Origin of the sequence: Roseicella frigidaeris (assembly GCF_003258945.1) — a bacterium.
GTDB classification, from domain to species: domain Bacteria; phylum Pseudomonadota; class Alphaproteobacteria; order Acetobacterales; family Acetobacteraceae; genus Paracraurococcus; species Paracraurococcus frigidaeris.
Window position 1 is genome coordinate 136199 of record NZ_QLIX01000007.1, and the last position, 26417, is coordinate 162615.

At 72.6% G+C, this 26417-nt stretch carries 22 protein-coding genes; 5 read left to right on the forward strand and 17 right to left on the reverse strand.

Annotated features, from left to right (window positions below):
- Window positions 1-53: 53 nt before the first annotated feature.
- Genes DOO78_RS11980 through DOO78_RS11990 form a run of 3 tightly spaced genes read right to left on the reverse strand, consistent with a single transcriptional unit; the run spans window position 54 to window position 2142 of the window.
- On the reverse strand, window positions 54-863 hold the full coding sequence (locus DOO78_RS11980) for an enoyl-CoA hydratase family protein (RefSeq protein ID WP_111469999.1): 810 nt from the start codon (window positions 861-863) through the stop codon (window positions 54-56).
- Entirely contained in the window at window positions 860-1372 is a 513-nt protein-coding gene (locus DOO78_RS11985) for a MarR family winged helix-turn-helix transcriptional regulator (protein WP_111470000.1), read from the reverse strand. Before DOO78_RS11985 ends, DOO78_RS11980 begins: the two co-directional genes overlap by 4 nt.
- Entirely contained in the window at window positions 1372-2142 is a 771-nt protein-coding gene (locus DOO78_RS11990) for an SDR family NAD(P)-dependent oxidoreductase (protein WP_111470001.1), read from the reverse strand. The genes DOO78_RS11985 and DOO78_RS11990 overlap by 1 nt, the downstream gene beginning before the upstream one ends.
- Window positions 2143-2258: 116 nt before the next feature.
- Here DOO78_RS11990 and DOO78_RS11995 point away from each other — a divergent pair, with 116 nt between their 5' ends.
- Both DOO78_RS11995 and DOO78_RS12000 read left to right on the forward strand, forming a co-directional pair.
- Window positions 2259-4577 (forward strand): bifunctional salicylyl-CoA 5-hydroxylase/oxidoreductase, encoded by a 2319-nt coding sequence (locus tag DOO78_RS11995; RefSeq protein ID WP_111470002.1) that lies wholly within the window; start codon window positions 2259-2261, stop codon window positions 4575-4577.
- 65 nt (window positions 4578-4642) lie between these two features.
- Window positions 4643-5863 carry a flavin-dependent oxidoreductase gene (locus DOO78_RS12000; RefSeq protein ID WP_111470003.1) on the forward strand — a complete coding sequence of 407 codons (1221 nt, stop codon included), beginning with the start codon at window positions 4643-4645 and terminating at the stop codon, window positions 5861-5863.
- 10 nt (window positions 5864-5873) lie between these two features.
- On the opposite strand, the gene DOO78_RS12005 is transcribed toward DOO78_RS12000, so the two are convergent.
- The 10 genes from DOO78_RS12005 to DOO78_RS12045 form a co-directional block, all read right to left on the reverse strand.
- Window positions 5874-6326 carry a cupin domain-containing protein gene (locus DOO78_RS12005; protein ID WP_111470004.1) on the reverse strand — a complete coding sequence of 151 codons (453 nt, stop codon included), beginning with the start codon at window positions 6324-6326 and terminating at the stop codon, window positions 5874-5876.
- A gap of 15 nt (window positions 6327-6341) precedes the next feature.
- On the reverse strand, window positions 6342-7058 hold the full coding sequence (locus tag DOO78_RS12010) for an ABC transporter ATP-binding protein (RefSeq protein ID WP_111470005.1): 717 nt from the start codon (window positions 7056-7058) through the stop codon (window positions 6342-6344).
- A complete protein-coding gene (locus DOO78_RS12015; RefSeq protein ID WP_111470006.1) occupies window positions 7058-7813 on the reverse strand; it encodes an ABC transporter ATP-binding protein in 756 nt (251 codons plus the stop codon). Before DOO78_RS12015 ends, DOO78_RS12010 begins: the two co-directional genes overlap by 1 nt.
- Entirely contained in the window at window positions 7806-8756 is a 951-nt protein-coding gene (locus DOO78_RS12020; RefSeq protein WP_243634518.1) for a branched-chain amino acid ABC transporter permease, read from the reverse strand. Before DOO78_RS12020 ends, DOO78_RS12015 begins: the two co-directional genes overlap by 8 nt.
- Before the next feature lie 3 nt (window positions 8757-8759).
- Window positions 8760-9683 (reverse strand): branched-chain amino acid ABC transporter permease, encoded by a 924-nt coding sequence (locus DOO78_RS12025; protein WP_111470007.1) that lies wholly within the window; start codon window positions 9681-9683, stop codon window positions 8760-8762.
- Window positions 9684-9693: 10 nt separating this feature from the next.
- Window positions 9694-10875 (reverse strand): ABC transporter substrate-binding protein, encoded by a 1182-nt coding sequence (locus tag DOO78_RS27475; RefSeq protein WP_165838856.1) that lies wholly within the window; start codon window positions 10873-10875, stop codon window positions 9694-9696.
- Between the two features lie 45 nt (window positions 10876-10920).
- Entirely contained in the window at window positions 10921-11730 is an 810-nt protein-coding gene (locus tag DOO78_RS27480; RefSeq protein ID WP_165838857.1) for an alpha/beta hydrolase, read from the reverse strand.
- 40 nt (window positions 11731-11770) lie between these two features.
- The gene (locus DOO78_RS12035) at window positions 11771-12988 is read right to left on the reverse strand and encodes a CaiB/BaiF CoA transferase family protein (protein ID WP_111470008.1); all 1218 of its coding nucleotides are present in this window, start codon (window positions 12986-12988) and stop codon (window positions 11771-11773) included.
- On the reverse strand, window positions 12985-13926 hold the full coding sequence (locus DOO78_RS12040) for an HpcH/HpaI aldolase/citrate lyase family protein (RefSeq protein ID WP_111470125.1): 942 nt from the start codon (window positions 13924-13926) through the stop codon (window positions 12985-12987). The genes DOO78_RS12035 and DOO78_RS12040 overlap by 4 nt, the downstream gene beginning before the upstream one ends.
- A gap of 257 nt (window positions 13927-14183) precedes the next feature.
- Window positions 14184-14528 carry an SWIB/MDM2 domain-containing protein gene (locus DOO78_RS12045; protein WP_111470009.1) on the reverse strand — a complete coding sequence of 115 codons (345 nt, stop codon included), beginning with the start codon at window positions 14526-14528 and terminating at the stop codon, window positions 14184-14186.
- A gap of 191 nt (window positions 14529-14719) precedes the next feature.
- Between DOO78_RS12045 and DOO78_RS12050 the strand changes: the two genes are divergently transcribed.
- The 3 genes from DOO78_RS12050 to DOO78_RS12060 are packed head-to-tail and all read left to right on the forward strand — an operon-like array spanning window position 14720 to window position 19404.
- Complete coding sequence (locus DOO78_RS12050) at window positions 14720-15937, forward strand: efflux RND transporter periplasmic adaptor subunit (protein ID WP_111470010.1); 1218 nt, start codon at window positions 14720-14722, stop codon at window positions 15935-15937.
- The gene (locus tag DOO78_RS12055; protein WP_279387801.1) at window positions 15934-19119 is read left to right on the forward strand and encodes an efflux RND transporter permease subunit; all 3186 of its coding nucleotides are present in this window, start codon (window positions 15934-15936) and stop codon (window positions 19117-19119) included. The genes DOO78_RS12050 and DOO78_RS12055 overlap by 4 nt, the downstream gene beginning before the upstream one ends.
- Window positions 19120-19122: 3 nt before the next feature.
- Entirely contained in the window at window positions 19123-19404 is a 282-nt protein-coding gene (locus DOO78_RS12060) for a hypothetical protein (RefSeq protein ID WP_111470011.1), read from the forward strand.
- A gap of 16 nt (window positions 19405-19420) precedes the next feature.
- Here DOO78_RS12060 and DOO78_RS12065 read toward each other — a convergent pair whose 3' ends face one another.
- The 4 genes from DOO78_RS12065 to DOO78_RS12080 all read right to left on the reverse strand — a co-directional run bounded on the left by DOO78_RS12065 (window position 19421) and on the right by DOO78_RS12080 (window position 26366).
- The gene (locus DOO78_RS12065) at window positions 19421-20842 is read right to left on the reverse strand and encodes an HWE histidine kinase domain-containing protein (RefSeq protein ID WP_165838858.1); all 1422 of its coding nucleotides are present in this window, start codon (window positions 20840-20842) and stop codon (window positions 19421-19423) included.
- Window positions 20843-20850: 8 nt separating this feature from the next.
- Window positions 20851-21321, reverse strand: coding sequence for a response regulator (locus tag DOO78_RS12070; RefSeq protein WP_111470013.1), 471 nt, complete (start codon window positions 21319-21321; stop codon window positions 20851-20853).
- A gap of 1 nt (window position 21322) precedes the next feature.
- Window positions 21323-23596: an ATP-binding protein gene (locus tag DOO78_RS12075; RefSeq protein ID WP_111470014.1), complete on the reverse strand. Its 2274-nt coding sequence runs from the start codon at window positions 23594-23596 to the stop codon at window positions 21323-21325.
- A 79-nt stretch (window positions 23597-23675) separates the two neighbouring features.
- Entirely contained in the window at window positions 23676-26366 is a 2691-nt protein-coding gene (locus DOO78_RS12080; protein ID WP_111470127.1) for a histidine kinase dimerization/phosphoacceptor domain -containing protein, read from the reverse strand.
- Between the last annotated feature and the right edge of the window lie 51 nt (window positions 26367-26417).

The following is a 26417-nucleotide window of genomic DNA, read 5'->3' on the forward strand; positions in this document are numbered from 1 at the left end:
GCCTCCAGCCGGTTGCGCCGCGTGACCTGCTTCCCCTCCCCCGCAGGGCGTTCCTAATCGCCCTTGAATTCCGGCCGCCGCCTGGCCACGAACCCCTCATAGGCGCGGCGGAAATCCCCCGTCGTCATGCAGAGCGCCTGGGCCACCGCCTCGGCCTCGATCGCCTGCTCGACCGACATCGCCCATTCCATCTGCAGCATCCGCTTGGTCATGGCATGGGCGAAGCCGGGGCCCTCGGCCAGCTCCCGCGCCAGCGCCGCCGCGGCGCCGGCCAGCGCGTCTGGCGCGTGCAGCGCGTTGAAGAAGCCCCAGGCCAGCCCCTCCTCGGCGCTCATCGCCCGGCCGAGATAGAGCAGCTCGCTCGCCCGGCCCTGGCCAATGATCCGCGGCAGGATGGCGCAGGCCCCCATGTCGCAGCCGGCGAGGCCGACGCGGTTGAAGAGGAAGGCGGTCCTCGCCCGCGGCGTCGCCAGCCGCAGATCCGCCGCCATGGCGATGATGGCGCCCGCCCCGGCCGCGACGCCATCCACCGCGGCGATGATCGGCTGCGGACAGGCGCGCATCGCCTTGACCAGTTCGCCGGTCATGGCGGTGAACTGCATCAACCCCTTGGTATCCCGCTCGAGCAGCGGGCCGATGATCTCATGCACGTCGCCGCCCGAGCAGAAATTCCCGCCCGCCCCGGCGATGGTGAAGACCCGCACCGCCTCGTCCTGCGCCGCCCCGCGGAACAGCCCGGCGAGCTCGGCATAGCTCTCGAAGGTCAGCGGGTTCTTGCGCTCCGGCCGATCCAGGGTGATGGCCGCGACCGCGCCCTCGACGCTGAGCCGGAAATGCTCGGCGCGGTGACCGGCGATGCTCATGCCTCCCCTCCCTCCAACCCGGCCCGCACGCTCGCCTTGGCGCGGCCGAGCAGGGCGTGCAGCGCGGCGCGCTCCGCCGGCGCGAGGCCGGCCATCAGCTCGGCGATCCAGCCCTCATGCGCCCGCGACTGCCGGGCGAATTCGCGGCGGCCGCGCGCGGTCAGGCGCAGGGTCTGGGCGCGGCGGTCGGTCGGGCTCACCCGCCGCTCGATCAGCCCTTCCTCCTCCAGCCGCGCGGCAAGGCCGGTGACATTGCCGTTGCTGACCATCATCCGGCGCGAGACCTCGCCGAGCGTCAGCCCGGCCGGCGCCCGCTCGAGCTGCGCCAGCAGGTCGAAGCGCGGCAGGGTGGTGTCGAACTCGCGCCGCAACCGGCGGCGGATCTCCGCCTCGACCAGCGTCGTGCAGGTCAGCAGCCGCAGCCAGAGCCGAAGCTCGTCCTTGTGGCCGGGCGGGGCGCCGGCCAGCGCCGTCTCGGCATCGACATGCCGGGTGAGGTCGTCGGGCATCAGACCTCGCCCCCGGCGATCGGGATGGCGGCGCCGTTCACCGCCGCGGCGCCGGGCAGGCAGAGGAAGAGCGCGGCCGCCGCCACCTCCTCCGGCCGCACCAGCCGCCCCTGCGGATTGTGCCGGGCGAGGCTGGCACGCGCCGCCGCCGCATCGCGGCCGGTCCGGCGGGTGATGGTGGCGATGCTCCCCTCCAGCAGCGGCGTCTCGGTGAAGCTGGGGCAGAGCGCATTCACCGTCACGCCGCGCCCCGCGACTTCCAGCGCCAGCGCCCGCACCAGGCCGAGCAGCCCGTGCTTCGCCGCAGCATAGGCCGCGACATAGGGATAGCCCTTCAGCGCCGCGGTGGAGGCGATGGCGATGATGCGTCCCTCGCCGGCTTCCAGCATGCCAGGCAGGACGGCGCGCATGACGGCGGCGGCGCCGAGCAGGTTGACCGAGAGCATGCGCTGCCAGAGCGCATCGTCGCTCTTCAGGAAGGGCGCGCTCTCGGCGGCGCCGGCGGCGTGCAGCAGGATGTCGCAGGGCGGCAGGTCCGGCAGCAGGCCGGTGATGTCGGCGGCGATGGCCTGCCGCGCCGCGCCCTTGTCCACCGCCTCCCGCAGCGCCGCCTCGCGCCGGCCGAGCAGCGTCACCGCGGCGCCGGCCTCGGTCAGCGCCCGGGCGCAGGCGAGGCCGATGCCGCTGCCGCCGCCGGTGACGAGCGCGCGCCGGCCGGCGAGAGGCGATCCCCCTGGCGATGCAGCCCCGGCATGCGGCAAGGCGTCCATGCCCCCTCCTCGATGCTTGAAGCCTAAAGCATTCCGCGCGCCCTCCGCAATGCCGGATTCCGGTTGCCGCACGAATGCTTGAAACCTAAACTATTTAGCAGGCAGGAGGCGGCGCGATGCGCATTGCCATCATCGGCGGCGGACCCGCCGGACTCTATTTCGCCATCCTCATGCAGCGCGACCACCCGGACGCGCGCATCACCGTCATCGAGCGGAACCAGCCCGATGACAGCTTCGGCTTCGGCGTGGTGTTCAGCGATGCGACGCTCGATGCCTTCGCCGCCGCCGATCCGCCGAGCTACCGCGCCATCACCGAGAGCTTCGCCTATTGGGACGATATCGAGATCCATGCCCGCGGCGCGGTGCACCGGATCGGCGGCAACGGCTTCTGCGGCTGCGCCCGCACCACGCTGCTGCGGCTGCTGCAGGACCGCGCCCGCGGCCTTGGCGTCGAGCTCCGCTTCGGGATGGAGGCGCAGCCGGAGGACTTCCCCGAGGCCGACCTCGTCGTCGCGGCGGATGGCATCAACAGCCCGATCCGCGGACGCTTCGCCGGTGACTTCCGGCCGGAGACCAGCCTTCGTCCCAACCGCTTCGCCTGGATGGGCTCGACCCGCCCCTTCGACGCCTTCACCTTCTTCTTCAAGGAGCGGCCGGAGGGCATCTTCATCGCCCATTGCTACCAGTACGCCCCGGGCGCCAGCACCTGGGTGCTGGAGACGGACCCCGAGACCTTCGCCCGGGCCGGGCTCGATGCCATGGACGAGGCGGCGAGCGCCCGCTTTCTGGAAGGGGTCTTCGCCGAGGAATTGCAGGGCCACCGCCTGCTGACCAACCGCTCGCACTGGCGGCAATTCCCGCAGATCCGCTGCACCCGCTGGGTACGCGGCAACCTCGTGCTGCTCGGCGACGCCAAGGCCAGCGCGCATTTCTCCATCGGCAGCGGCACCAAGCTCGCCATGGAGGATGCGATCGCGCTGCACCACGCCTTCCGCGACGGGGGCGGCGTGGCAGAGAGCCTCGCCCGCTTCGAGGCGGAGCGGCGCGAGGAGGTGGAGAAGACGCAGCACGCCGCCGATGTCTCCCTCGTCTGGTTCGAGCATGTCCGGCGCTTTTGGCGCATGCCGCCGGTGCGCTTCGCCTTCGGCCTGATGACCCGCAGCAAGGCGATCACCTGGGACAACTTGGCGCTGCGCGCCCCGGATTTCGTCGCCGAGACCAGGGCGGCCTATGCGGCGGAAGCGGGCGGCGACCCGGCGAAGCCGCCAATGTTCCAGCCCTTGCGGCTGCGCGGCCTGGAGCTCGCCAACCGTGTCGTCGTCTCGCCCATGTGCCTGTATTCGGCCGAGGAGGGCCTGCCGGGCGATTTCCACCTGATGCATTACGGCGCCCGCGCCGCCGGCGGCGCCGGGCTGATCTTCACCGAGATGACCTGCGTCTCGCCCACCGCCCGCATCACCCCGGGCTGTGCCGGCCTCTGGACGGATGCGCAGGAGGTGGCCTGGGCGCGCATCCTGTGGCTGGTGCATGCGCAGGGGCCGGCGCGGATGGCGCTGCAGCTCGGCCATGCCGGCCGCAAGGGCGCGACGCGGTTGATGTGGGAGGGCATGGACCGGCCACTGCCCGAGGGCGCCTGGCCTTTGCTCTCCGCCAGCCCCCTGCCCTACTACCCGGACAGCCAGGTGCCGCGCGAGATGAGCCGCGCCGACATGGATGCGGTCATCGCGGATTTCGTCGCCGCCGCCAGGCGCGGCGCCCGCGCCGGCTTCGACATGCTGGAGCTGCACTGCGCCCATGGCTACCTGCTGGCGAGCTTCCTCTCGCCGCTGACCAATCGCCGCCGGGACGCGTATGGCGGGCCGGTGGAGAACCGGCTGCGCTTCCCCCTCGAGGTCTTCCGTGCCCTCCGCGATGCCTGGCCGGCGGAACGGCCCATGTCGGTGCGCCTTTCCGCGACCGACTGGGCGGATGGCGGCATCTCGGATGCCGATACGCTCGCCATCGCCCGCGCCTTCGCCGCTGCCGGCTGCGACCTGATCGATGTCTCGACCGGCCAGACCGTGCAGGATGCCGCGCCGGTCTATGGCCGCATGTTCCAGGTGCCCTGGTCCGACATGATCCGGCAGGAGGCGGGCATCGCCACGATGTGCGTCGGCAACATCACCAGCGCCGACCAGGTGAACACCATCCTCGCCGCCGGCCGCGCCGATCTGGTGGCGCTGGCCCGGCCGCACCTGACCGACCCGGCCTTCACGCTGCGCGCCGCGGCGCAGTACGGCGTCGCCGACATCGCCTGCCCGGTGCAGTATCGCTGGGGCAAGGATGCGCTGCTGCGCAACGCCGCGAAGGAGCAGGAGGAGCTGCGCGAGCTGCGGCTGAAGGCGCGGCCGCGCCGCCATGCCCCGCTCCCCCCTCTCCCGCGCGCCGCCGAATAGGGGCAGGATCGGGGCTGCCGGGCGTCCGTGGGTCCCGGCGGGCACCCGGTCTGGGGAGGATGCGCATGCATGTCCTGATCGTCGGCGGCGGGATCGGCGGCCTTACCCTCGCCCTGATGCTGCAGCAGCGCGGCATCGCCTGCACGGTGCTGGAGGCGGCGCCGGAGGTGCGGGAGCTCGGCGTGGGCATCAACACCCTGCCGCATTGCGTCGCGGAGTGGGAGGCGCTCGGCCTGCTGCCGGAGCTCGACCGCATCGCCATCCGCACGCGCGAGCTGCGCTACCTGAACCATCTCGGCCAGATCCTGTGGCAGGAGCCCCGCGGCCTGCATGCCGGGCATGCGCTGCCGCAATTCTCCACCCATCGCGGTCGGCTGCACGGCATGCTCTGGCGCGCCGCCGAGGCGCGGCTGCCGGCGGGGGCGCTGCGCACCGGGCACCGCCTCGCCGCGGTCGAGCAGGATGCCACGGGCGTCACCGCACGCTTCGCCACGGGGACGGGCCATGAGGTGCTGCGCGGCGAGGTGCTGGTCGGTGCCGACGGCATCCATTCGGCGCTGCGGGCGATGCTGCACCCGGCCGATGCCGGCATCCGCTGGCAGGGCGTGATGATGTGGCGCGGGGCGCTGGACTGGCCCGCCTATGAGACCGGCGACGTCATGTTCATCGCCGGCGACCTGAAGACCAAGCTCGTCTTCTATCCCGTCGGCCCCGGCAGCACGCCGGAGCGCCGGCTGACCAACTGGGTCGTCTATTCCCGCCTGGCGACGGGCGAGAGGCCGCCGCCGCAGCGCGAGGACTGGTCGCGGCCCGGCCGGCTCGAGGATGTGCTGCCGCTGGCGCAGCGGCTGAAGTTGCCCTTCCTCGATGTGGAGGCGCTGGTCCGCGCCTCGCCGCAGCGGCTGGAATATCCGATGTGCGACCGCGACCCGCTGCCCTGGTGGAGCGAGGGGCGGGTGACGCTGCTCGGCGACGCGGCGCATGCGATGTACCCGGTCGGCTCCAACGGCGCCTCGCAGGCGGTGCTGGATGCGCGGGCGCTGGCCGATGCGCTGGCGGCGCAGCCCGCGGCGCAGGCGCTGAAGGCCTACGAAGCCGAGCGGCTGCCGAAGACCGCGGCGATCTGCGCCAGCAACCGCCAGGGCGGGCCGGAACGGGTGATCGACGTCTTCGGCGAGCTGGCGCCGGAGGGCTTCGGGCGGATCGAGGAGGTGATCCCGCCCGAGGATGTCGCGGCCATCGTCCGCGGTTATGCCCAGCTCGCCGGCTTCGCCCTGTCGCGGTGACGCCTCCTCCTCACCCCGGTGGGGGGAGGAAGTCCACCTCATGCGCCTTGGAGAGCCGCACCACCTCCTCCACATCGGTGAGGTCGTGCAGCGACCGGAACAGGTCGTGCAGCTTGCGGGCCGGGGTCACCCAGAAGAAGGCGCGGGCCGGCGCCCCGCTCTCGTTGAAATAGCCATGCATGATGCCGCGCGGCATGCGCACCAGGTCGCCGGCCGAGGCGTGGTGCGTCTGCCCGTCGAGGATCAGCTTCCAGGTCCCTTCCAGCATCAGGATGTATTCGTCCTGCGTGGGATGGATGTGCGGCGGCACGAAGGTGCCGGGCGGGCTCACCGCCTCGAAGGCGAAGCTGTCGCCGGTCGATTGCTTCGGGTAGTAGGTCTGGCCGAGGATGTTCCAGACCGTGCCCTCGGCGCCGTCGAAGCCGGTGCCGGCGCGGGTGATGCCCGGGATCTCCGCTGTCATGGTGCTGCCCCTTCCTCAGACATGCAGGTAAGTCTCGCGCAGCTCCGGGGCCGCCGCCAGGGCCTCGGTGCTGCCGCTCCAGGCGACACGCCCCTTCTCGATCACCACATGCCGGTCGGCCAGGCGCATGACGGCCGAGAGCGTCTTGTCGATCAGCAGGATCGCCTGGCCCTCCTGCCGCAGCCGCGCCAGCACCGCCCAGATCTCGGCCCGGATCAGCGGCGCCAGCCCCTCCGTCGCCTCGTCGAGGACGAGGAGGCGTGGATTGGTCATCAGCGCCCGGCCGATCGCCAGCATCTGCTGCTCGCCGCCCGAGAGCTGCGCGCCGAGGTTGCGCCGCCGCTCCGCCAGCCGGGGGAAGAGGCGATAGACCTCCGGCAGGGTCCAGCGCGGCGCGCCGCCGGCGCGGTTGGCGGCCGTCGCGGTCAGGTTCTCCTCGACGCTCAGCGTCGGGAAGACCTGCCGCCCCTCCGGCACCAGGCCGATGCCCTGCCGCGCCACGCGATGCGGCGGCTGGCCGGCGAGATCCTGCCCCGCGAACAGCACGCGCCCGCCCCGCAACTGCCCGCCGCAGGCCGGCAGCAATCCCATGATGGCGCGCACCGTCGTCGTCTTGCCCATGCCGTTGCGGCCGAGCAGCGTGACCACCTCGCCGGCGCCGATGGCGAAGCCGATTCCCGCCAGCACCTGGCTGCTGCCATAGCCGGCGCGGAGATCCTCGACCCGCAGCATCAAGCCGCCTCGTCCTCGCCGAGATAGGCGACGCGGACCGCCGGATCGGCCCGGATCGCCGCCGGCGCGCCGCTCGCCAGCAGCCGCCCTTGCACCAGCACCGAGACGCGGTCGGCGAGGGCGAAGACGGCGGCCATGTCGTGCTCCACCAGCAGGATGGCGTAGCGCCCGCGCAACCCCTGCAGCAGGGCGACGAGGCGCTCGGCCTCCTCCGGCCCGGTGCCGGCGAGCGGCTCGTCGAGCAGCAGCAGCCGTGGTTGCATGGCCAGGGCGATGGCGAGCTCGAGCTGCCGCCGCTCGCCATGCGAGAGCGCCGCGGCCGGCACCGCGGCGCGACCGGCGAGGCCGGTCTGCGCCAGCGCCGCCATGGCGGCCTCGTTGAGCATTGCCTCGGCCGCCGCCGGCCGGAGGAAGCGGAAGGAGGAGCCGCTGCGCCCCTGCACCGCGAGCGCGACATTCTCGAGGGCCGAGAAGCCGGGCAGCACGGAGGTGATCTGGAAGCTGCGCGCCAGGCCGAGCCGCGCCCGGCGCGCCAGCGGCAGCCCGGTGACATCCTGGCCGGCGAAGAGCACGCGGCCGGCATCCGGCCGCAGCGTGCCGCTTACCTGGTGGATCAGCGTCGTCTTGCCGGCGCCGTTCGGGCCGATGACGGCGTGGATCTCGCCCGGCGCGACGGCGAGCGAGACGGCATCGGTCACCGTCAGCCCACCGAAGCGCTTGCGCAGCCCATCGAGGCGCAGCACCGGCTCAACCATGGCGGCGCGTCCCGGCAAGCTGCGCCGGCAGGCCGACCAGCCCGCCGCGCAGGAACAGTACGGCGAGCACCAGCAGCGGGCCGAGCAGCAGCCGCCAATGCGGTGTCAGATGCCCGAGCCCTTCCTCCAGCAGCAGCAGGGCGAGCGCGCCGAGCACCGCCCCGAAGGGGCTGCCGAGGCCGCCGAGGATGACCATGAACAGCAGCTCGCCCGAGCGCTGCCAGGCGAGGAAGGAGGGGGCGACGAACTCGGTCGCATTGGCCAGCAGGAAGCCGGCGAGCCCGGCCATGCCGCCGGCGATGCCATAGGCGAGGAGACGGTAGGGATAGGGGGAGAAGCCCACCGCCTGCACGCGCAGCGGGTTCTCCCGCGCCGCCCGCAGCACCCGCCCGAAGCGCGAGGCCAGCAGCAGGTGGCAGAACAGGAAGGCGCCGGCCAGCAGGGCGAGGCAGAGGTAATGGAAGCCCAGCCGGTTCTCCAGCCAGCGCCCGCCGGCCAGGGTGCTGCGGGCGTAGAGCGTGTAGCCGTCATCGCCGCCATAGAAGGCGAGGGAGGCGGCGGTGAAGAAAGCCATCTGCCCGAAGGCGAGGGTGATCATGATGAAGGGCACGCCGGCGGTGCGCAGCGCGACCGCGCCGGTGAGCAGCGCGAAGAGCGCCGCGGCGCCGATCGCCGCCGGCGCGACCACCAAGGCCTCGGTGATCCGCGCCTCGTCCAGCGCCACCACCGCATAGGCGCCGATGCCGAGCATGGCGGCATGGCCGAGGCTGACCAGCCCGGCACCGCCCACCACCAGCCAGAGCGAGAGGGCGGCGAGGCCGAGGATCATGCCGCGCGCCAGCAGGGTCATCATCCAGCCCTCGCCGAGGCCTAGGAAGGGCGCGGCCGCCAGCAGGGCGAAGAGCAGGAGCGGCAGGGTGGCGGCGCGCCGCGATGCCGGCACGCCTCAACCCGCCCGGGCCGGGAACAGACCGCGCGGCCGCACCGCGAGGATCAGCGCCATGGCGATGTAGACCAGCATGGAGCCGATCGAGGCCCCGGCCTGCCGCGCCGGCGAGGGCGCGAGGACCAGCCGCATCAGGTCCGGCAGCAGCGAGCGGCCCAGCACCTCCACCAGCCCGACCAGCAGCGCCGCAAGGAAAGCCCCGCGCACGCTGCCGATGCCGCCGATGACGATGACGACGAAGGCGAGGATCAGCACCGAATCGCCCATGCCCGGCTCGACCGAGAGGATGGGCGCCGCCATCGCCCCGGCGAAGCCGGCCAGCATGGCGCCGAGGCCGAAGACCAGCAGGAAGAGCCGCCCGGTATCGACGCCGAGCGCCGCCAGCATCGGCCGGTTGCTGGCGCCGGCCCGCAGCAGCGCGCCGGCCCTTGTATGCTCGACCAGCAGCCAGAGCAGCCCGGCCGTGGCGAGGCCGGCGGCGAGGATCGCCAGGCGGTAGAGCGGGTATTGCAGCCCCGGCATCAGCGTGACGCCGCCCTCCAGCAGCGCCGGGGTTGCGACCTGCAGCGGTGCGCTGCCCCAGAGCAGCGTCACCGCCTCGTTCAGGGTGAGGATGACGCCGAAGGTGGCCAGCACCTGCGCCAGGTGGTCGCGGTCGTAGAGATGCCGGAAGACGAGGAGTTCCAGCAGCAGGCCACAGGCGAGCGTCGCCGGCAGGGCGAGCAGCAGGCCGAGCCAGAAGCTGCCCGTCGCCGCGGCGAGGCTGGCGCCGAGATAGGCGCCCAGCATGTACTGCACGCCATGCGCGAGGTTGATGACATCCATCACCCCGAAGACCAGGGTGAGGCCGGCCGCGACGAGGAAGAGGAGGATGCCGAATTGCAGGCCGTTCAGCGCCTGCACCAGCAGAAGCTGCGCCGTCATGCCGCGGCCGTCAGCGCATGCGGCACTCGGCGGCCCAGGGATCGGTGTCGTTCTCCAGCACCTTGCGCACCGTCTCGGTCTGGAACTTGCCATCCGGCCGCTTCGCCACCTGGCAGAGCCAGAAATCCTGCACCGGGTAGTGGTTGGCGCCGAATTTGAAGTTGCCGCGGACCGATTGGAACTCGGCGGCGCGAATCGCCGCGCGCAGGCCATCCTTGTCGGCGAGACTGCCGCCGGTCTTGCGGATGGCGCTGTCGAGCAGCAGGACCGCATCGTAGCTCTGCGCCGCATAGCTGCCGGGCACGTAGCCGTAGGCGGCCTCGAAATCCGCGACGAAGCGACGGTTGGCGGCATTGTCCATGTTCGGCGCCCAGGGCGCGGCGGAATAGAAGCCGACCGCCGCCTCGCCCTGCGCCGGCAGAGTCGCCTCGTCCACCGTGAAGGTCGAGAGGAAGGGGATGCTGGCGAGACCGGCCTGGCGGTACTGCCGCACCAGGTTCACCCCGAGCCCGCCCGGCATGAAGGTGAAGATGGCATCCGGCTTCGACGCCGCGATCTTCGCCAGCTCGGCGGAGAAATCGAGCTGGTTGAGCGGCACATAGACCTCGTCCACCACCTCGCCCTTGAAGCGGCTCTTGAAGCCCGCCGCGGCGTCGCGCCCGGCCTGGTAGTTCGGCGTCATGACGAAGACGCGGCCGTATTTGCTGTCGGTCGCCGCTTGGCCCATGACGGAATGGACCTGGTCGTTGTTGTAGGAGGTGGTGAAGAAATACGGGTTGCAGCCGCGCCCGGCGAAGGTCGAGGGCCCGGCATTGGTCGAGATGAGGAAGGTGTTCGTCTCGGTCACCGGCCGCATGATGGCGGCCAGGATGTTGGAGAAGACGACGCCGGCGACGATATCGACCTTGTCGCGCTCCAGCGCCGCCCGCACCTTGGTGACGGCGACCTCCGGCCGCAGCTCGTCATCGATCATCACCACCTCGGCCGGCAGGCCGCCGAGCTTGCCCCCGGTGTGCTTCAGCCCCTGCAGGAAGCCGTCCCGAAGCTGCGTGCCGAGCGCCGCCTGCGGCCCGGTCTGCACCGCGACGAGGCCGATCTTCACGCCCGCGGCCTGGGCCCGGGCGCGGATCGCCGGCAGCGCCAGGGGTCCCGCCGCCGCAACGCCCAGCACTGCGCGCCTGCCGATCGCCATGCCCATCCCCTCCGTCCGCGTGACGATTAGTTTAGGCTTCAAGTGTCACCGGACCGCAAGGGCCATGGCGCCCAGGCGGCGCGAGAGGCCGCTTTCCGGCTCGGCGAGCGGCGCGATGACGGTGAAATGATCGCGCGCCGGCAATTCCTCCGAGGTCCCGCCCCAGGCGGCGGCGAAGTCGCGCGTCTGCCGGCGGAACTCGCCGCTCTCCGCGCCGCCGACCACGGCATGCAACGCGCCGCCAGGGGGCGGCAGGAAGCGCGGCGAGAGCCGGCGCGCCTCCTCCGGCGTCAGGCGCAGCGCGGCGGCGATCGTCGTCGGCAGCAGCGGCTCCAGCTCGAAGACGCCCGAGATCGGCACTCCGGCGGGAACGAGATCGGGCGGCAGCCGGGGATCGCGCGCGCGCCAGTCCGTCGCCATCAGCATCGCCGTCAGATGGCCGCCGGCGGAATGGCCGCTCGCCAGCAGGCGCCGCCCGCTGCGGCGATGCAGCAGCAGCGCCGCCGCGCGCATCTGCTCGAGGATGGTGGAAAGCGTCACCTGCGGGCAGAGGTCGTAGGAGGGAATGGCGAGCGCCACGCCCTGCGTCAGCACCCCTCGCGCCAGATGCGAGAAGAAGCCGCGGTCCAGCGACTGCCAGTAGCCACCATGGATGAAGAGGGCGATGGGCCAGTCCTCGCCGGGGCCGGGGCGGAAGAGGTCGAGCCGCTCCCGCTCCCCCGGGCCATAGGACAGGCCGAGCTCGGCCTCCGGCCATTGCGCGCGGAAGGCGACGGCGTCGCGCTGCCAGCCCGCGATGATCGCCGGATGCTCCGGCACCCGCGCCCGGTTGTCGTATTCCACCTGTGCGTCCATCGCGCCATTGCAGCGCCGGGGCGCCGTGCCGGCAAGCCGTTCAGATCGCACCGTCCCGGCGCAGGGCGGCGATCGCCTCGGCCGCGAGACCGAGTCGGTCCCGCAGCACTGCCTCGGTATCCGCGCCCCGGGCCCGGCCGGCATGGCGCAGTGTGGCGGGCGTCGCGGTCAGGCGCGGCACCGGCGCCGGCAGCACCAGCTCCCCGACACGCGGATCGAGCAGCCGCAGCAGGTTGCCGCGGGCGGCGACATGCGGATCGGCGAAGATATCGGCGATGCTGTTGATCGGCCCCCAGGGCACGCCGGCCGCGTCGCAGGCGGCGCCGAGTTCCTCCATGCTCAGCCCCGCCGCCCAGTCGGCGACCAGGCCGTTCACCTCGCCGCGGGCGGCGATGCGCTGCGCCGTGGTGGCGAAGCGCTCCGGCCCGGCGAGGTCCGGCTTGCCCATCGCCTCGGCCAATCTCGCAAAAATCTTGTCGCTGGTGCAGGCGATGGCGACCCAGCGGCCCTCCGCGGTCTGCCAATGGCCATGCGGCACCACGGTCGGCACATCCGCCCCCATCCTCTCGCGCACCACGCCATGCCGGGCATAGGCGGGGGCGGTCTCGTCGAGCAGGCGGAAGACGGCTTCGTAGAGGCCGATATCGACATCCTGGCCCCGGCCGCTGCGCTCGGCCACGCGCAGCGCCAGCATGACCCCGAGCGCGCCCCAGAGGCCGGAGAGGTAGTCGGCGAGGGAGGTCGAGCCGGGCACCACCGGCTTGCCGTCCGGCTCGCCCGCCAGGTAGCTCAGCCCGCCGAAGCCATGCGCCACCCGGGCGAAGCCGGGCAATCCGCGCTTCGGCCCGGTCTGGCCATAGGCGCTGACCCTCAGCACGACGAGGCGCGGGTTGATCTCCCGCAGGCTGTCCGGCGCAAGGCCCCATCTCTCCAGCGTGCCGGGGCGGAAATTCTCCAGCACCACATCGACCTGCGCGACCAGCCGGCGGAACAGCGCCGCCCCGTCCGGATGCCGCAGGTCGAGCGTCATGCATTGCTTGTTCCGCGCCTCGCTCAGCCAGGCGAGGGTGTCGCCGCATTCCGTCGGGGTGCCGAAGGCGCGCATCGGGTCGCCGAGCCGCGGATGCTCGATCTTCACGACCGTCGCCCCGAAATCGGCGAGGATGGTGCCGGCGAAGGGCGCGGCGAGGAAGGTGGCGATGTCGAGCACCGTGACGCCGGCCAGCGGCAGCGGCGCGGCCGCCTCCCCGGCGCTCATGCCGTCTCGCCCGCCTGCTGCAGGATCTCGCGCGCCATGCGCGCATGCACCGCATCCAGCATCACACCCCCCTCCCCGGCCGCGCCGGCGCCCGACGCCTCGGCCTGCGCCAGCAGCGCCAGCGCCCGCCGCGCCCATTCGACGCGTGCGGCATCGGGCCCATGCACCTCGTTGATCACCGCGACCTGGTCCGGATGGATCGCCCATTTGCCGGCATAGCCAAGGGCGCGGCCGCGCAGCGCGGCGGCGCGCAGGCCGGCCAGGTCGCGATAATCCGCATAGACCGCGTCGATCGGCAGCAGCCCCTCGGCGCGGCAGGCATTGGCGAGGCGGGCCAGCGCGTAATGCCATTGGTCGAGCACCACCGGCGGCGCGCCCGGCGCGGCACCGGGCATGGCGTAGTCCGGGTTGGGGCGCCCGACCGTGGCATCCGGCGTCCGCATCGCCGCCATGTAGTCGCCGAGGCCGAAGATCATCGTCTCCAGGCGCGGATGCGCGGCGGCGATGGCCTCGGCATGGCCGATACCGCGCGGCGTCTCGACCAGCGCGGCGATGCCGATGCGCCGGCCGGGGCCGCGCGCCGCCTCGATGCCATCGAGCAGGGCGGCGAGGAAGCGGATGTCGAAGGCATCCTCCGCCTTGGGCAGCACGATGCGGTCGAGGCGCGGGCAGGCGCTCGCCACCTCCACGATGTCGCGGTGGCACCAGGGCGTGCCGATGCCGTTGACGCGCACCGAGAGGATCCGCCCGCCCCAATCCAGGCCGTTGATCGCGGCGATGGCCTCGGCGCGGGCGGCGTCCTTCCGTTCCGCCGCCACCCCGTCCTCGAGGTCGATCACCACGGCGTCCGCCGCGCTCGCCGCGGCCTTGGCGAAGAAGCGCCCGGAGCTCGCGGGGACCGAGAGCTCGCTGCGCTGGGGGCGGGTGGCCAGGATCATGCCGGCCCTCGCTGCCGGCCAGGCCGGCGCCGATCCATCATGCGTCATCCTCCCCTGCCGCCTTGCGGCGGTCAGGAGGGATCGAAGCCCCTGCCGCGCGCTCCGGCAAGGCCAGACGAGTCCCGGGCCTCAGGACGGACCACCCTGACCGGCTGAAGATGCCTGCAGAAACCAGACGCCGAAGCCGTTGCCGCGCCCCGGCGCCGAGGGGAAACGCCCGAACGCCCCCTCGCGCCGGGCCCTCCGGCGGCCTGCTTCTACTTCAGGTGCTGGGCAATGTGCTTGTTCATTTCGAACATCGTCACCTTGTCCTTGCCGAACACCTTGCGCAGGGTGTCATCGGCCAGGATCTCCCGGCGGTCGTCGGGGTTTTGCAGGTTGTGGGCCTTGATGTAGGTCCAGACCTTGCTGACGACCTCGGCCCGCGGCAGTGGTCCCTCGCCGACCACGGCAGCCAGTTCGGGAGAGGGGGTCAGGGGCTGTTGCAGGGCGCTCGGCGTCTTGCGCGGCGCTTTTTCGGCTCCGGTCTTGTTTTCGGCTCCGGTCTTGGCTGCGGCCTTCGAGCCCGCCTTCTTCGGAGCCTTCGGCTGGCTGCCCGCCATCTTGTCCTCCAGCTTGCTCGTCCGATGTCAGGGCGGCCTACCCGCCCATCGCGGCACGAACGCGGCCGATGCGGCTTCGGTTCACGTCCGGTTCCGGCAGGATCGTGCCGCGTGACAAATGTGCAAGGAAGAGACGGTGGGGCTAACCGGCCGGCATCGCCGGCGTTCCCTCCGCGGGACCTCAAGACATCATGCAGAGCGGACGCGCCCGCGCCGGCGCCCTCCTTGTCCTTGGCCTGATCGCCGCCGGCTTCGGGGCCTGGCGCCTGCTGACCGGGCGCGGCGCGGACGCGCAGCCACAGGCCGCGGCCGAGGCCCCCGTCGCCGTCACGCTCGCCACGGCCGAGCAGCGCGATCTGCCGATCTGGCGGGGCGGCCTCGGCAATGTCCAGGCCTTCCAGACCGTCACCATCCGCAGCCGCGTGGACGGGCAGCTCGAGCGCGTGGCCTTCACCGAGGGGCAGGATGTGCGGCAGGGCGACCTCCTGGCGCAGATCGACCCACGCCCCTACCGGGCGGCGCTCGACCAGGCGGCGGCGCAGCAGGCGCGCGACGAGGCGCAACTTGCGAATGCCCGGCTCGACCTGCAGCGCTACCAGACCTTGTCGCGCAGCGAGGGCGCCTCGAAGCAGCAGCTCGACACCCAGCGGGCGCAGGTGGCGCAACTCGAGGCGACGGTGCAGGCGGATGCGGCGAATCTCGACAGTGCCCGCACCCAGCTCGATTACACCCGCATCACGGCGCCGCTCTCCGGCCGGCTCGGCGTGCGGCTGGTCGATCCGGGCAACATCGTGCATGCGGGCGACACCACCGGCCTCGTCGTCATCGCCCAGATCCATCCGATCGCCCTCCTCCTCACCCTGCCGCAGGACGACCTGGCGGCGGTGCTGCGGCGGCAGCGCGAGGCCCTTGGCGACAGGGCGCTGGCGCAGGTGAAGCCCGGGGACGGGACCGCGCCGGGGGAGCCGCCCCCTGGGGGTCTTCCCGTACAGGCCCTGGCCCAGGACGGCCGGGTGCTGGCCGAGGGCAGCCTGCTGCTGGCCGACAACCGCATCGACCCGGCCAGCGGCACGATCCAGCTCAAGGCCGCCTTTCCCAACGCGGACGACGCCCTCTGGCCGGGCCAACTCGTCGGGGCGCGGCTGTTGCTCGAGACGCGGCGCGGCGCGGTGACGGTGCCCGCGGCGGCGGTGCAGCGCGGCCGCGACGGGCCCTTCGCCTATGTGCTGCAGCCGGACCGGACCGTCGCCCTGCGCCAGCTTCGCCTGGGGCCGATCGCCGAGGGGCTGGCGCTCATCGAATCCGGCATCGCGGCCGGCGAGCAGGTGGTGACGGACGGGATCCACCGCCTGCGCCCCGGCGCGCGCGTGGCGCCGGCCCCCGCGCAGCCGGCGAGCCCGGCCGCGTGAGGCAGGCGCCGGAGGCCGATCCGGGCCCGGGCGCGGGGCCCATCCCGGCCGGCATCTCCGCCCCCTTCGTCCGGCGGCCCGTCGCCACCGCCCTGCTGATGCTGGCGATCCTGTTGCTCGGCGCCGTCTGCTACCCGCTGCTGCCGGTCGCGCCCCTGCCGCAGGTGGAATTCCCGACCATCCAGGTGACGGTCACCTATCCGGGCGCCAGCCCGGAGACCATGGCGAGCGCCGTCGCCACGCCGCTGGAGCGGCAGTTCGCGCAGATCCCCGGCGTCAGCCAGATCGTCTCGACCAGCGCGCTCGGGAATACCAGCATCGCCGTGCAATTCGTCCTCTCCCGCAGCATCGATGCCGCGGCACAGGACATCCAGACGGCGATCAACCAGGCGGGCGGCCAGTTGCCGACCGACCTGCCGCAGCCACCGCTCTACCGCAAGCTCAACCCGGCCGATCCGCCCATCGTCATCATCGCGGTGCAGTCGGAGGTCTACCCGATCGACCGGGTGGACGACTATGCCGATACCCGCATCGCCCAGCAGCTCTCGCAGATCTCCGGCGTCGGCCAGGTGAACGTCACCGGCGAGCAGAAACCCTCCATGCGCATCCGGCTCGATCCCGAACGGGTGGCGGCCCTGGGCCTCGGGCTCGAGGACGTGCGCGCCGTGGTGAACAACGCCACGGTCGACCGGCCCAAGGGCAGCTTCGACGGGCCCCGGCAGGCCTTCGCGGTGCTGGCCAACGACCAGGTGCTCGGTGCGAAGCGATGGGAAGACGTGGTCGTCGCCTATCGCAACGGCGCGCCGGTCCGGCTCGGCGATATCGGGGAGGCGGTGGAGGCGCCGGAGAACCGGCTGATCGGCGCCTGGCAGAATGGCCGCCGCGGCGTGGCGCTGGTGGTGTTCAAGCAGCCCGGCGCCAATGTGGTGGAGGTGGTCGGGCGCATCCGCGAGGCACTGCCGGCGCTGCGGGCCGCGGTGCCGCCCGCGGTCGACGTGCAGGTGGTCAGCGATCGGACGACCACCATCCGAGCCTCGGTCTCGGATGTCGAGGCGACGCTGGCCCTCACCTTCCTCCTGGTCGTCCTCGTGGTCTTCGTCTTCCTCCGCGACTGGCGCGCGACGGTGCCCCCGGCGCTGGTGGTGCTGGTCGCGGTCGTCGGCGCCGTCGCGGGCATGTATGCCGCCGGCTTCAGCCTCGACAACCTTTCCCTGATGGCGCTGGTGATCGCGGTCGGCTTCGTGGTCGATGACGGCATCGTGGTGCTGGAGAACATCTATCGCCGCATCGAGGAGGGCGAGGCGCCGGCGGAGGCCGCCCTGCGCGGCTCGGGCGAGATCGGCTTCACCGTCCTCGCCATCAGCCTCTCCCTCGTCGCGGTGTTCATCCCGCTGCTCTTCATGGGCTCGGTGATCGGGCGGCTGTTTCGCGAATTCGCGCTGGTCGTCACCGGCACGATCCTGCTCTCGGTCTTCGTCTCCCTCACCCTGGTCCCCACCCTGGCGGCACGGCTGCTGCGCCGGCGGGACGCCGAGGCGGAGCAGGCGCGGCCTGGCCTGGTGCGGCGAATCGACCATGGGCTCGAGCGCGGCTTCACCGCGGTGGAGCGGGCCTATGAAGCGGCGCTCGACCGCGTCCTCGGCCACCAGCGCCTGACGCTGCTGGTCTTCGGCGCCACCCTCGCCGCGACGGCCGCGCTCTACATCCTCATCCCGAAGGGTTTCTTCCCGCAGCAGGATACCGGCTTCGTCGTGGGCACGGCGGAGGCGGCGCCCGATACCTCCTTCGCCGCCATGTCGGAGAAGCAGCAGGCGCTGATGCGGCTGATCCGCGAGGATCCGGCGGTGGCGAACGTCCTCGCCACCGCGGGCGCGACGGGCGGCACCCAGACCTCGAATACCGGCCGCTTCTTCATCGACCTGAAGCCGCAGGCCGAGCGGGATGCGAGCGCCGGCGAGGTGATCGCCCGGCTGCGCCGCAGGCTGCAGGCGGTGCCCGGCGTCACGCTCTATCTGCAGGCGGCGCAGGACATCAACCTCTCCGCCCGCGGCTCCCGCACGCAGTACCAGTACGTGCTGCGCGACGCCGATCTCGACGAGCTGAACAGCTGGGCCGGCCGGATGCTGGAGCGGTTGCGCAGCCTGCCGCAATTGACCGATGTGGCGACCGACCAGCAGCCCGGCGGTCCCACCGCGCGTCTTGTCATCAACCGCGAGCAGGCGGCGCGCTTCGGCGTCCAACCACGGCTGATCGACGACACCCTGGCCGATGCCTTCGGCCAGCGGGTGATCGCCCAGTGGTTCACCCAGCTCAGCTACTACCATGTGGTGATGGAGGTCGATCCGGCCTTGCAGGCCGATCCCGAGGCGGCGCTGCGGCGGATCTGGCTGCAATCGCCGACCACCGGCAGCCGGGTGCCGCTCGCGGCCCTGGTCACCGTCGACACCTCCGGCACCGCCTATCTCTCGATCAGCCACCTGAACCAGTTTCCGGCAGTCACGCTCTCCTTCAACCTCGCGCCCGGCCTGTCCCTCGGCGAGGCGACGGCGGCCATCGAGCAGGCGCGCGCCGAGCTGGGCGCGCCCGGCTCGGTACAGGGCATCTTCCAGGGCAATGCCCAGGCCTTCGGCGCGGCGCTGGCGAACCAGCCCTATCTGATCGCGGCGGCGGTGGTCGCGGTCTACATCATCCTCGGCATGCTCTACGAGAGCACCATCCACCCGCTGACCATCCTCTCGACCCTCCCCTCGGCCGGGCTCGGCGCCCTCGTCACGCTCTGGCTCCTCGGCTTCGGCCTCGACGTGATGGGGCTGATCGGGATCATCCTGCTCATCGGCATCGTGAAGAAGAACGGCATCATCCTCGTGGATTTCGCGCTGCAGGCCGAGCGGCAGGGCGGCGCCGAGGCGGTGCAGGCGATCCGCGAGGCCTGCCTGAAGCGCTTCCGGCCCATCATGATGACGACCATGGCGGCGGTGCTCGGGGCGGTGCCCCTCGCGCTTGGCCTCGGGACCGGGGCGGAGCTGCGCCAGCCGCTCGGCTGCGCCATGATCGGCGGGCTGCTGGTCAGCCAGGCCCTGACCCTCTTCACCACGCCGGTCGTCTACATCGCGCTGCATCGGCTGACCGAACGGCGCGCCAGGCCGCGCGCCGCCGCGGCCACGCTCGGCCAGGCGGATTGAGCCATGGCGCGGGATCTGCTCTATGGGCCGCCGATCCGCACAGGGGAGGCAGGAGCGATGACCGTGGTGGGGCCCGTCTATCTGCGCTGGCGCGCCGGACGTCCGGCACCGGAGGAGGAGCGCTTCGACACGCTGGACGCGGCGTTGGATGCGGTGGAAGCCCGCTGGGAGAGCCTGCAGCACCAGGCGCCGCAGATCCTCGACCCACGCCGCCTGCTGCTGCTCAGCACGCAGGAGCTGGTCGAGATGTCGGAGGAGGAGCCGCCCGCCGAGGCCGGGGGCTGATCGCCCGCCCTCCTGGTCAGACCACCCGCCCCATCCGCTCGTCGCCGGACGCGGCCAGGGGCACGTCCAGCTCGCAGACCAGGCCGGTCGGCTGCCAGTCGAGCGAGACCCGGCCGCCGAGTTGCATGCGCACCGTGCCGTCGAGGACCCGGCCGCCGAAGCCGCGCCGCGCCGGGGTGCCGGCCACCGCCGGGCCACCGACTTCCGTCCAGCGCAGCCGCAGCCGCGCGCAGCCCTCCTCCGGCTGCTCGACCGCCCAGGCGACGGCGACGCTCCCTTCCGTCGTGGACAGGGCGCCGTATTTCACGGCATTGGTCGCCAGCTCATGCATCGCCATGGCCAGCGGCTGGGTGACGGTGGCCGGCAGCGACACCTCCGGCCCCGACATCGCCGCGCGGCGCCCATCGCCGAGGAAAGGGGCCAGCTCGCCTTCCAGCAGGGTGCGCAGGTCGGCGCCGGTCCAGGCATCCGCGGCCAGCAGCGTCTGCACGCGCGCGAGCGCCGCCACCCGGCCCTCGACCATCTGGGCATAGCTCGGCAGGTCCGCCGCCCGGGTCAGGCGCAGCGCCGACTGCACCACGGCGAGCGCATTCTTCGCCCGGTGGTTCACCTCGCGCATCAGCAGCACCAGCCTCTCCTCGGCCAGCTTCCGCTCGGTCACGTCGAGGGAGACGCCGGCCATGCCGAGCGGCGTGCCATCGGTGGCATAGGTCGGCCGGCCGCGCACCTGCACCCAGCGGACCTCGCCGCCAGGCTGGACCACCCGGTACTCGACATCGTAATCCGCGCTCTGCGCGATCGCGCTGGCCATCACCTCCCGCATCCGCTCGCGGTCCTCGGGGTGGACGGCGCTGCGCAGATCGGCCGCGGTCAGGGCCGCGTCCGGCGATTGGCCGAAATCCGCCCGGCAGGTCGGCGAGGCGTTCAGGCGGTCGCTGCGGAGGTCGAGCTCCCAGGCGCCGAGGCGGCCGGCATCGAGCGCCAGCCGCAGCCGGGCCTCGCTCTCGCGGAGCGCCGCCTGCGCCGCGCGCTGGCCGGCATGCGCAAGCGCCTCGGCCATCGCCCGCTGCACCACGATCGCCAGGCGGCCCAGGCGATGCTTGACCACGTAATCGGTGGCGCCACGCCGGACGGCCTCGACCGCCGCCTCCTCGCCCAGGGTGCCGGAGACGAAGATGAAGGGGGTGCCGGGCGCGAGCGTGCGCGCCATGTCGAGCGCCGCGAGCCCATCGAAGCCGGGCACGGCGTAATCGGCGAGGATGACGTCGTAGCTGTCCGCCGCGAGCGCCTCGGCATAGGACGCGCGCGCCGACACCAGCCGGATCTCGCAGGCCAGGTCCGAGCGGCTGAGATGCTCGGCGACCAGCGCGGCATCGATCGCGCTGTCCTCGAGATGCAGGATGCGGAGCCGCTGGTCCGCCACCGGCTCGGCGCCCATCGGCAGCATCATGCGCCCAGGCCGGCCTCCGCGCCGGGATGCCCCAGGGGCAACTCGTTCAGCACCGCCCAGAAGGCGCCGATATCGCGGATCGCCTCGAAGAATTCGCGGTGGCCGACGGGCTTGACCACGAAGGCGTTGACGCCGAGGCCGTAGCTGCGCACCAAGTCCTGCTCCTCGCGCGAGGAGGTCAGCATCACCACCGGCACGTGCCGGATCCGGGCATCGCCCCGGATCTGCTCCAGCACCTCCAGCCCGTCCACGCGAGGCAGCTTGATATCGAGCAGCACCACGGCGGGGAGTTGCACCTCGCCCTCGCTCGGAAGGTTGCCGCGGCGCTGCAGGATGTCGAGCGCCTCCACCCCGTCGCGGGCGACGACCACCGGATTGGCCAAGCGGGAGCGCTCGAGCGCCAGGAGGGTCAACTCGATATCGTTCGGACTGTCTTCCACCAGCAGGATCGGCCGCAACTGCGACATGTCACGTCGTCTCCTTCGACGGCGCGCCGCGCGCCGGCAAGCTGAAGTGAAAGACAGCCCCTTCGCCGAGCCGGCCCTCCGCCCAGACGCGGCCACCATGGCGTTCGACGATGCGCCGCACATTGGCCAGGCCGATGCCGACGCCCTCGAATTCCTCCGGGCGATGGAGCCTCTGGAAGACGCCGAACAGCTTGTGCGCATAGGCCATGTCGAAGCCGGCCCCGTTGTCGCACACGCTGTAGATGTATTCTTCCCTCTCGATTCTGCAACCGAGCCCGATCACCGCGGGATCCCGCCCCCGCGTGTATTTGAGCGCATTCGACAGGAGATTGTGGAAAACCTGCCGCAGCATGGCCGGATCCGCCCGGATGCTCGGCAGCGGACCGATCCGCCACTCGACCGTTCGGCCGGCCTGCTCGAGCTCGAGGGACTGGATCACCTCCCGCACCAGTAGCGCGCTGTCGAACTCCAGCGGCATCAGGGCGGAGCGCCCCATCTGCGAGAAGGCGAGCAGCGCATCCACTAGATGGCCCGCGGTCTCCGCGGCTTGCGAGATCGTCCCCAGATAGCGCCGGCCACGGTCGCCGAGCCGGTCGCCCTCCTGTTCGCGCAGCAGCTCGGTGAAGCCGACGATATGGCGGAAGGGGGCGCGCAGGTCGTGCGAGACCGAGTAGGAGAAGGCCGCCAGCTCGCGGTTCACCTGCTCCAGCCGCCCGGCGAGCGCCGCCCGCTCCTCGGCGGCCCGCAGCACCACGCCGAGAATGGCGCCGCGGAGATCGCGCGCCGCCTCGATCTCCGATCGCGTCCAGGCCGCCGAGCGGCCGCGCACGGTCTCCACCCAGGCGGCGAAGGACCGGCGCGGGTGCAGCCGCTCCGGCTGGGGCTGGGGCTGCTGCGGCTTGCGGGGATCGCCGCCCCACTGGACCGTGCTGACCACCTCGGGCCGGAACCACAGCACGAAGCTCGGATGCAGCCGGGAGATCGACACCGCCAGCACGCCGCTGGCGGTGTCGGCGAAGGCCTCGGCGCCCGGCAGCATGGTGCCCAGGGCCGCGGTGGCGAAGACCTCCTCCTGCCCGCGCCCCGCGATCCAGGCCCCGATCCGTCGCACCTCCGCCTCGGTCGGCGTCCGGCCCACCAGGGTGCAGCCCTGATCGGCGAGGACGGCGGCGCCGCTGGCCGAGGCCAGGCCAAGCAGGTCGTCCGGATCGGCGAGCAGCCCCTCGGCGATATGCGTCGCCGTGGCCATGCGCGCCAGCAGCCGCCCCTCCAGCTCCCGCAGCCGGGCCCGGGCCTCGGCATGCGCCGTCTCCTCGCGCGCGGCGACGCGCACGGCGAAGATCTGCCCGATCAGGTCGCAGATATTCCGGGCCGCGACGGTGGGCTGCCGGGGCTCGGCGTGATGGCAGGAAATGAGGCCCCAGAGGCGGCCGTCGCCCCGCAGCACGGAGACCGACATCGACGCCGGCGTGCCCATGTTGCGCATGTATTCGCGGTGCACGGGCGAAACGCTGCGCAGCCCGGCCTGGGTCAGGTCGAGCGGCGGCCCCTCGCGCGCGGGGTGGATCGACACAGGGGTATAATCCACGTCGGCGATCAGGCGCTGCGGGTTGGCCTCGTAGAGCCGTCGGGCCTGGGCCGGGATGTCGGAGGCGGGAAAGCGCAGTCCCAGATAGGCGGGCAAACGCCCGCTGCCGTCCTCGGCGAGCACGACGCCGTCCCAATTCTCCTCGAAGCGATAGATCAGGACGCGGTCGAAGCCGGTGATGCGGCGCACCGTGGCGGCGGCCATGCCGGCCAGCTCCTCGAGGGTCGCCGCGCGGCCGAGCCGGGTGAAGGCGTCGCGTATGCCCGGATAGAGGACCTCCAGCGTCGCCTCGCCCTGCGGCCCCACCGCCTCGACCTCGGTCTCGAGTTCGAGGATCACATGCCCGTCCGGCGACCGGTGCCCGATCGCCTGATAGGCCTGGCCCGCGGCGTCCTGGCATCGTCCGAGTTGCACCTGGCCGAGTTCCGGCAGGCCCCGCAGCCCGTCCACCAGTGCGCCAAGGGTCGGGCCATGGAGGATCCTGGCGGCCGGCTGACCGAAGGCGGTGGGCAGCCCGGCCGCGAGTATCGCGGCCGCGCCGGCGCTGGCATGGCTGAGCCGCAGCGCCTTGCCCTCGAATGCGAGGAGATGGCCATGCGGCTGGATGCTGCCGGGATGATGGATCGGCTCGCGCTCGCAGCCGATGGTCGGGTCGGCAGGCTGCGCCGCCTCGTCGAGCGGCGTCATGCCGGGCCCGTCCGAAGGGCCGGGCCTGGTGCGGCGCCGTGGCGAGGCGCGGCCCCGGCCCGGCCGCTGGCGGGTCCCGTCACGCCGCGACCGTGAAGCAGGTGCCCGGCGTGCCGAGCGTCGTCACCTCCATCGCCGCGCCGACGCGCTCGAGCATCGCCCGGACCAGGCGCATCCCGAGGCCGCCGCCATCGGTGCGCACGCGGCTGTCCCAGTCGATCGGCAGGCCGCGGCCGAAATCGCAGACGCGGAGCTCCACGCCGCCGACCGCGCGGGACCGCACGCGCACCTCGACCCGGCCGGGCTCCTCCGGCGCATAGGCGTATTTCAGGGCGTTCGTGACCAGCTCGGCCGCCACGAGCGACAGGGCGACCGCGGTGCGGCTCGGCACCATCACCCCCGACTCGGCCGTGACGTCGAGGCGCTGCTCCGCCCCCGCCACGCCCACCGCGAGGTCGTCGCAGAGCCGGCGCAGCGTCTCGCCGAAATCGACATTCTCGATATCCTCGGATTGCTGCAGGCTGTCATGCACGCGCGCCACGCTCATCACGCGGGCATAGGTGTCGTTGAAGGCCGCGGCCGCCTGCGGGTCGTTCACCCGCCTGGCTTGCAGCCGCATGACACTGGCCACGATCTGCAGGGAGTTCTTGACCCGGTGGTCCACCTCCCGGGCCAGCACCTCCTTCTGCTCCAGCGCCCGGGCCAGCACCTCCTGCTTGGCGGTCAGCTCGGCGATGCGACGGCCCTGGCGCAGCACCACGCCGGTGATGCCGGCCGCGAAGGTGTCGGCCATGTCGACCTGCCAGGATGACCAGGGCGCGGATCGGCCGCGGCGCTCCTCGACCCAGCGCTCGAAGGAGCGCCGCGGCAGCACCGTCTGCGTCGCGCCATCGGTCAGCACCGGCTTGCGCGGGTCCCCGCCCCAGACCACGGTCGAGACCAGTTCCGGCCGGAACCAGAGCAACAGGTTGTCGCGCCCCGCCTCCGGGCCGAGGAAGACCGCCAGCAGGCCGCTCGCCATGGCCCGCCAGGGCGCGACGGGGGGAAACTGCGCCGCCAGCTGATCGGTGACGAAGACGCGCTGGCCGGCGGGCAGCGTCCGGCGGAGATGCTCCATCAGGGCGAGCAGCATCCCGACGGGCGGCGTCTGGCCGAGGATCGCCGCGCGCCCCTCCGCCACCACCGCGGCCCCGGTGGCCCCGAAGAGATCGACCAGGCTGACCTCGCCCGCGGCCGCGCCGTCGGTCAGCGCCGCGACGAAATCGTCCGAGGCCGCCATGCGCTTGACCAGGGCGTTGCGCAGCTCGAGCGAGGCCTCCTGCTCGCGCCAGGCCGCACGGCTCTCGAGCTCCTGGATGCGGAGCGCGAAGGCATCGGCGACCAGGCCAGCCAGCGCCCGCGTCTCCGGTGTGATGTAGTGCGGCCGCCGGTGATGCCCGATGACGAGGCCCCAGAGCCGCCCATCGACGAGGATCGAGAGCGACATGGAGCCGTTCACGCCGAGGTTGCGCTGGTATTCGAGATGGATCGGCGACAGGGCCCGGGCCTGGGCGAAGCTGAGGTCGATCGTCTCGTTCGCCGGCCTCGTCTCCGCCCGCACCGTCGAGGGCACGGCGTCGCGGTCGACGACGAAGCGGGCCGGGCCGCGGGCATAGAGCGCGCGCGCCTGCGCCGGGATGTCAGAGGCCGGGAAGCGCAGCCCCTGCAGGGAATGGTCCCAGTCGGCGGCCTTGTCCTCGGCGATCGCCTCGCCGTTCCAGTCCGGATCGAAGCGGTAGACCAGCACCCGCTCGAACCCGGTCATGGCCCGCAACTCGCGCGCGGCGGCGGCCGCGGCCTGCAGCAAGCCATGCGCCTCCCGCAGCCGGACGATCGCCGCCTGGGCCTGCATGGCGCTGGCCTCGTGGAAATCGAGCGGCCGCTCCGGCAGACGCTCCAGCTCGATCACCAGCCGCCCGTCATGCAGATGCGCCGTCGCCAGGCAGGCCACCTCGCGCCCACCGAGGTGCAGCCGGCAGCGCAGCGGGCGCGCCGGATCCTGGAGCGCGCCGGTCTCGAGCGCCTGGCGGATCCCGGCCACCACCTCGGCCGGCAGCAGCGCGGCAAGCGCTTGCCCGATGGCCTGATCGGGGCCGACGCCCTCGAGCAGATCCTCCAGGCTGTCGCTGCAGGCGCGCACCACCAGCGCGTCCGTCGCCGGATCGCAGGCCAGCATCGCGGCATGCGGCTGCACGGCGCCGACCAGATGGATCGGCTCCCGCGCGCAGATATCGGGATCGACCGGCTCGGCCCGGGCGCGCCGGCCAACGGCATCGAGCGCCGCATCGGCGGCCAGCCGCTGCCGGCTCGGCGGGAGGAGGCCGAGCGGGCGATGCACGATCCAGTAGCGGTCGGGCTGGCTCGCCCGGCGCAGATGCACCTGGACGTGCAGCGGCTGCGGCTCGAAGCCGAAGGTGAAGCGGAATTGCTCGTCCAGCCGTCCGGACCGGACGCCCTCCAGGAAGCGGCCACGATATCCCGGCAGGTCGGTGCACGAGGCGATCTCGCGGAAGAAGTCGCGCCCGAGCATCGCCGCGACGGGGCGACCCGACAGACGGCTTTCCACCGCGTTGCAGACCAGGACCCGGCCGGCGCCGTCGAGCTGGATCACCCCGAAGGGCAGCGCATCGAGCTCCGCCGGGCTCAAGGAATCGAGACCTGCCAGGACCGCCGCCAGCGTCGGATCGGGCCCGGCCTTCGGCACGGGGTCCTGCCCGCCGGCGGGCCTCATGCGCGGGGCGGCCGGGTTGCGGTCGGGCAGCCGGGCGCGCCGCCGCGGCGG

Coding starts and splice junctions, on each gene's coding strand:
- DOO78_RS11985 (WP_111470000.1), bottom strand. CDS start 1,372: ATGCCCGACGACCTCACCCGGCATGTCGATGCCGAGACGGCGCTGGCC.
- DOO78_RS12070 (WP_111470013.1), bottom strand. CDS start 21,321: ATGTCGCAGTTGCGGCCGATCCTGCTGGTGGAAGACAGTCCGAACGAT.
- DOO78_RS27475 (WP_165838856.1), bottom strand. CDS start 10,875: ATGGCGATCGGCAGGCGCGCAGTGCTGGGCGTTGCGGCGGCGGGACCC.
- DOO78_RS12040 (WP_111470125.1), bottom strand. CDS start 13,926: ATGATCCTGGCCACCCGCCCCCAGCGCAGCGAGCTCTCGGTCCCCGCG.
- DOO78_RS12025 (WP_111470007.1), bottom strand. CDS start 9,683: ATGACGGCGCAGCTTCTGCTGGTGCAGGCGCTGAACGGCCTGCAATTC.
- DOO78_RS12015 (WP_111470006.1), bottom strand. CDS start 7,813: ATGGTTGAGCCGGTGCTGCGCCTCGATGGGCTGCGCAAGCGCTTCGGT.
- DOO78_RS11995 (WP_111470002.1), top strand. CDS start 2,259: ATGCGCATTGCCATCATCGGCGGCGGACCCGCCGGACTCTATTTCGCC.
- DOO78_RS12010 (WP_111470005.1), bottom strand. CDS start 7,058: ATGCTGCGGGTCGAGGATCTCCGCGCCGGCTATGGCAGCAGCCAGGTG.
- DOO78_RS12005 (WP_111470004.1), bottom strand. CDS start 6,326: ATGACAGCGGAGATCCCGGGCATCACCCGCGCCGGCACCGGCTTCGAC.
- DOO78_RS12045 (WP_111470009.1), bottom strand. CDS start 14,528: ATGGCGGGCAGCCAGCCGAAGGCTCCGAAGAAGGCGGGCTCGAAGGCC.
- DOO78_RS12050 (WP_111470010.1), top strand. CDS start 14,720: ATGCAGAGCGGACGCGCCCGCGCCGGCGCCCTCCTTGTCCTTGGCCTG.
- DOO78_RS12035 (WP_111470008.1), bottom strand. CDS start 12,988: ATGAGCGCCGGGGAGGCGGCCGCGCCGCTGCCGCTGGCCGGCGTCACG.
- DOO78_RS12000 (WP_111470003.1), top strand. CDS start 4,643: ATGCATGTCCTGATCGTCGGCGGCGGGATCGGCGGCCTTACCCTCGCC.
- DOO78_RS27480 (WP_165838857.1), bottom strand. CDS start 11,730: ATGGACGCACAGGTGGAATACGACAACCGGGCGCGGGTGCCGGAGCAT.
- DOO78_RS12060 (WP_111470011.1), top strand. CDS start 19,123: ATGGCGCGGGATCTGCTCTATGGGCCGCCGATCCGCACAGGGGAGGCA.
- DOO78_RS12075 (WP_111470014.1), bottom strand. CDS start 23,596: ATGACGCCGCTCGACGAGGCGGCGCAGCCTGCCGACCCGACCATCGGC.
- DOO78_RS12065 (WP_165838858.1), bottom strand. CDS start 20,842: ATGGGCGCCGAGCCGGTGGCGGACCAGCGGCTCCGCATCCTGCATCTC.
- DOO78_RS12080 (WP_111470127.1), bottom strand. CDS start 26,366: ATGAGGCCCGCCGGCGGGCAGGACCCCGTGCCGAAGGCCGGGCCCGAT.
- DOO78_RS11990 (WP_111470001.1), bottom strand. CDS start 2,142: ATGGACGCCTTGCCGCATGCCGGGGCTGCATCGCCAGGGGGATCGCCT.
- DOO78_RS11980 (WP_111469999.1), bottom strand. CDS start 863: ATGAGCATCGCCGGTCACCGCGCCGAGCATTTCCGGCTCAGCGTCGAG.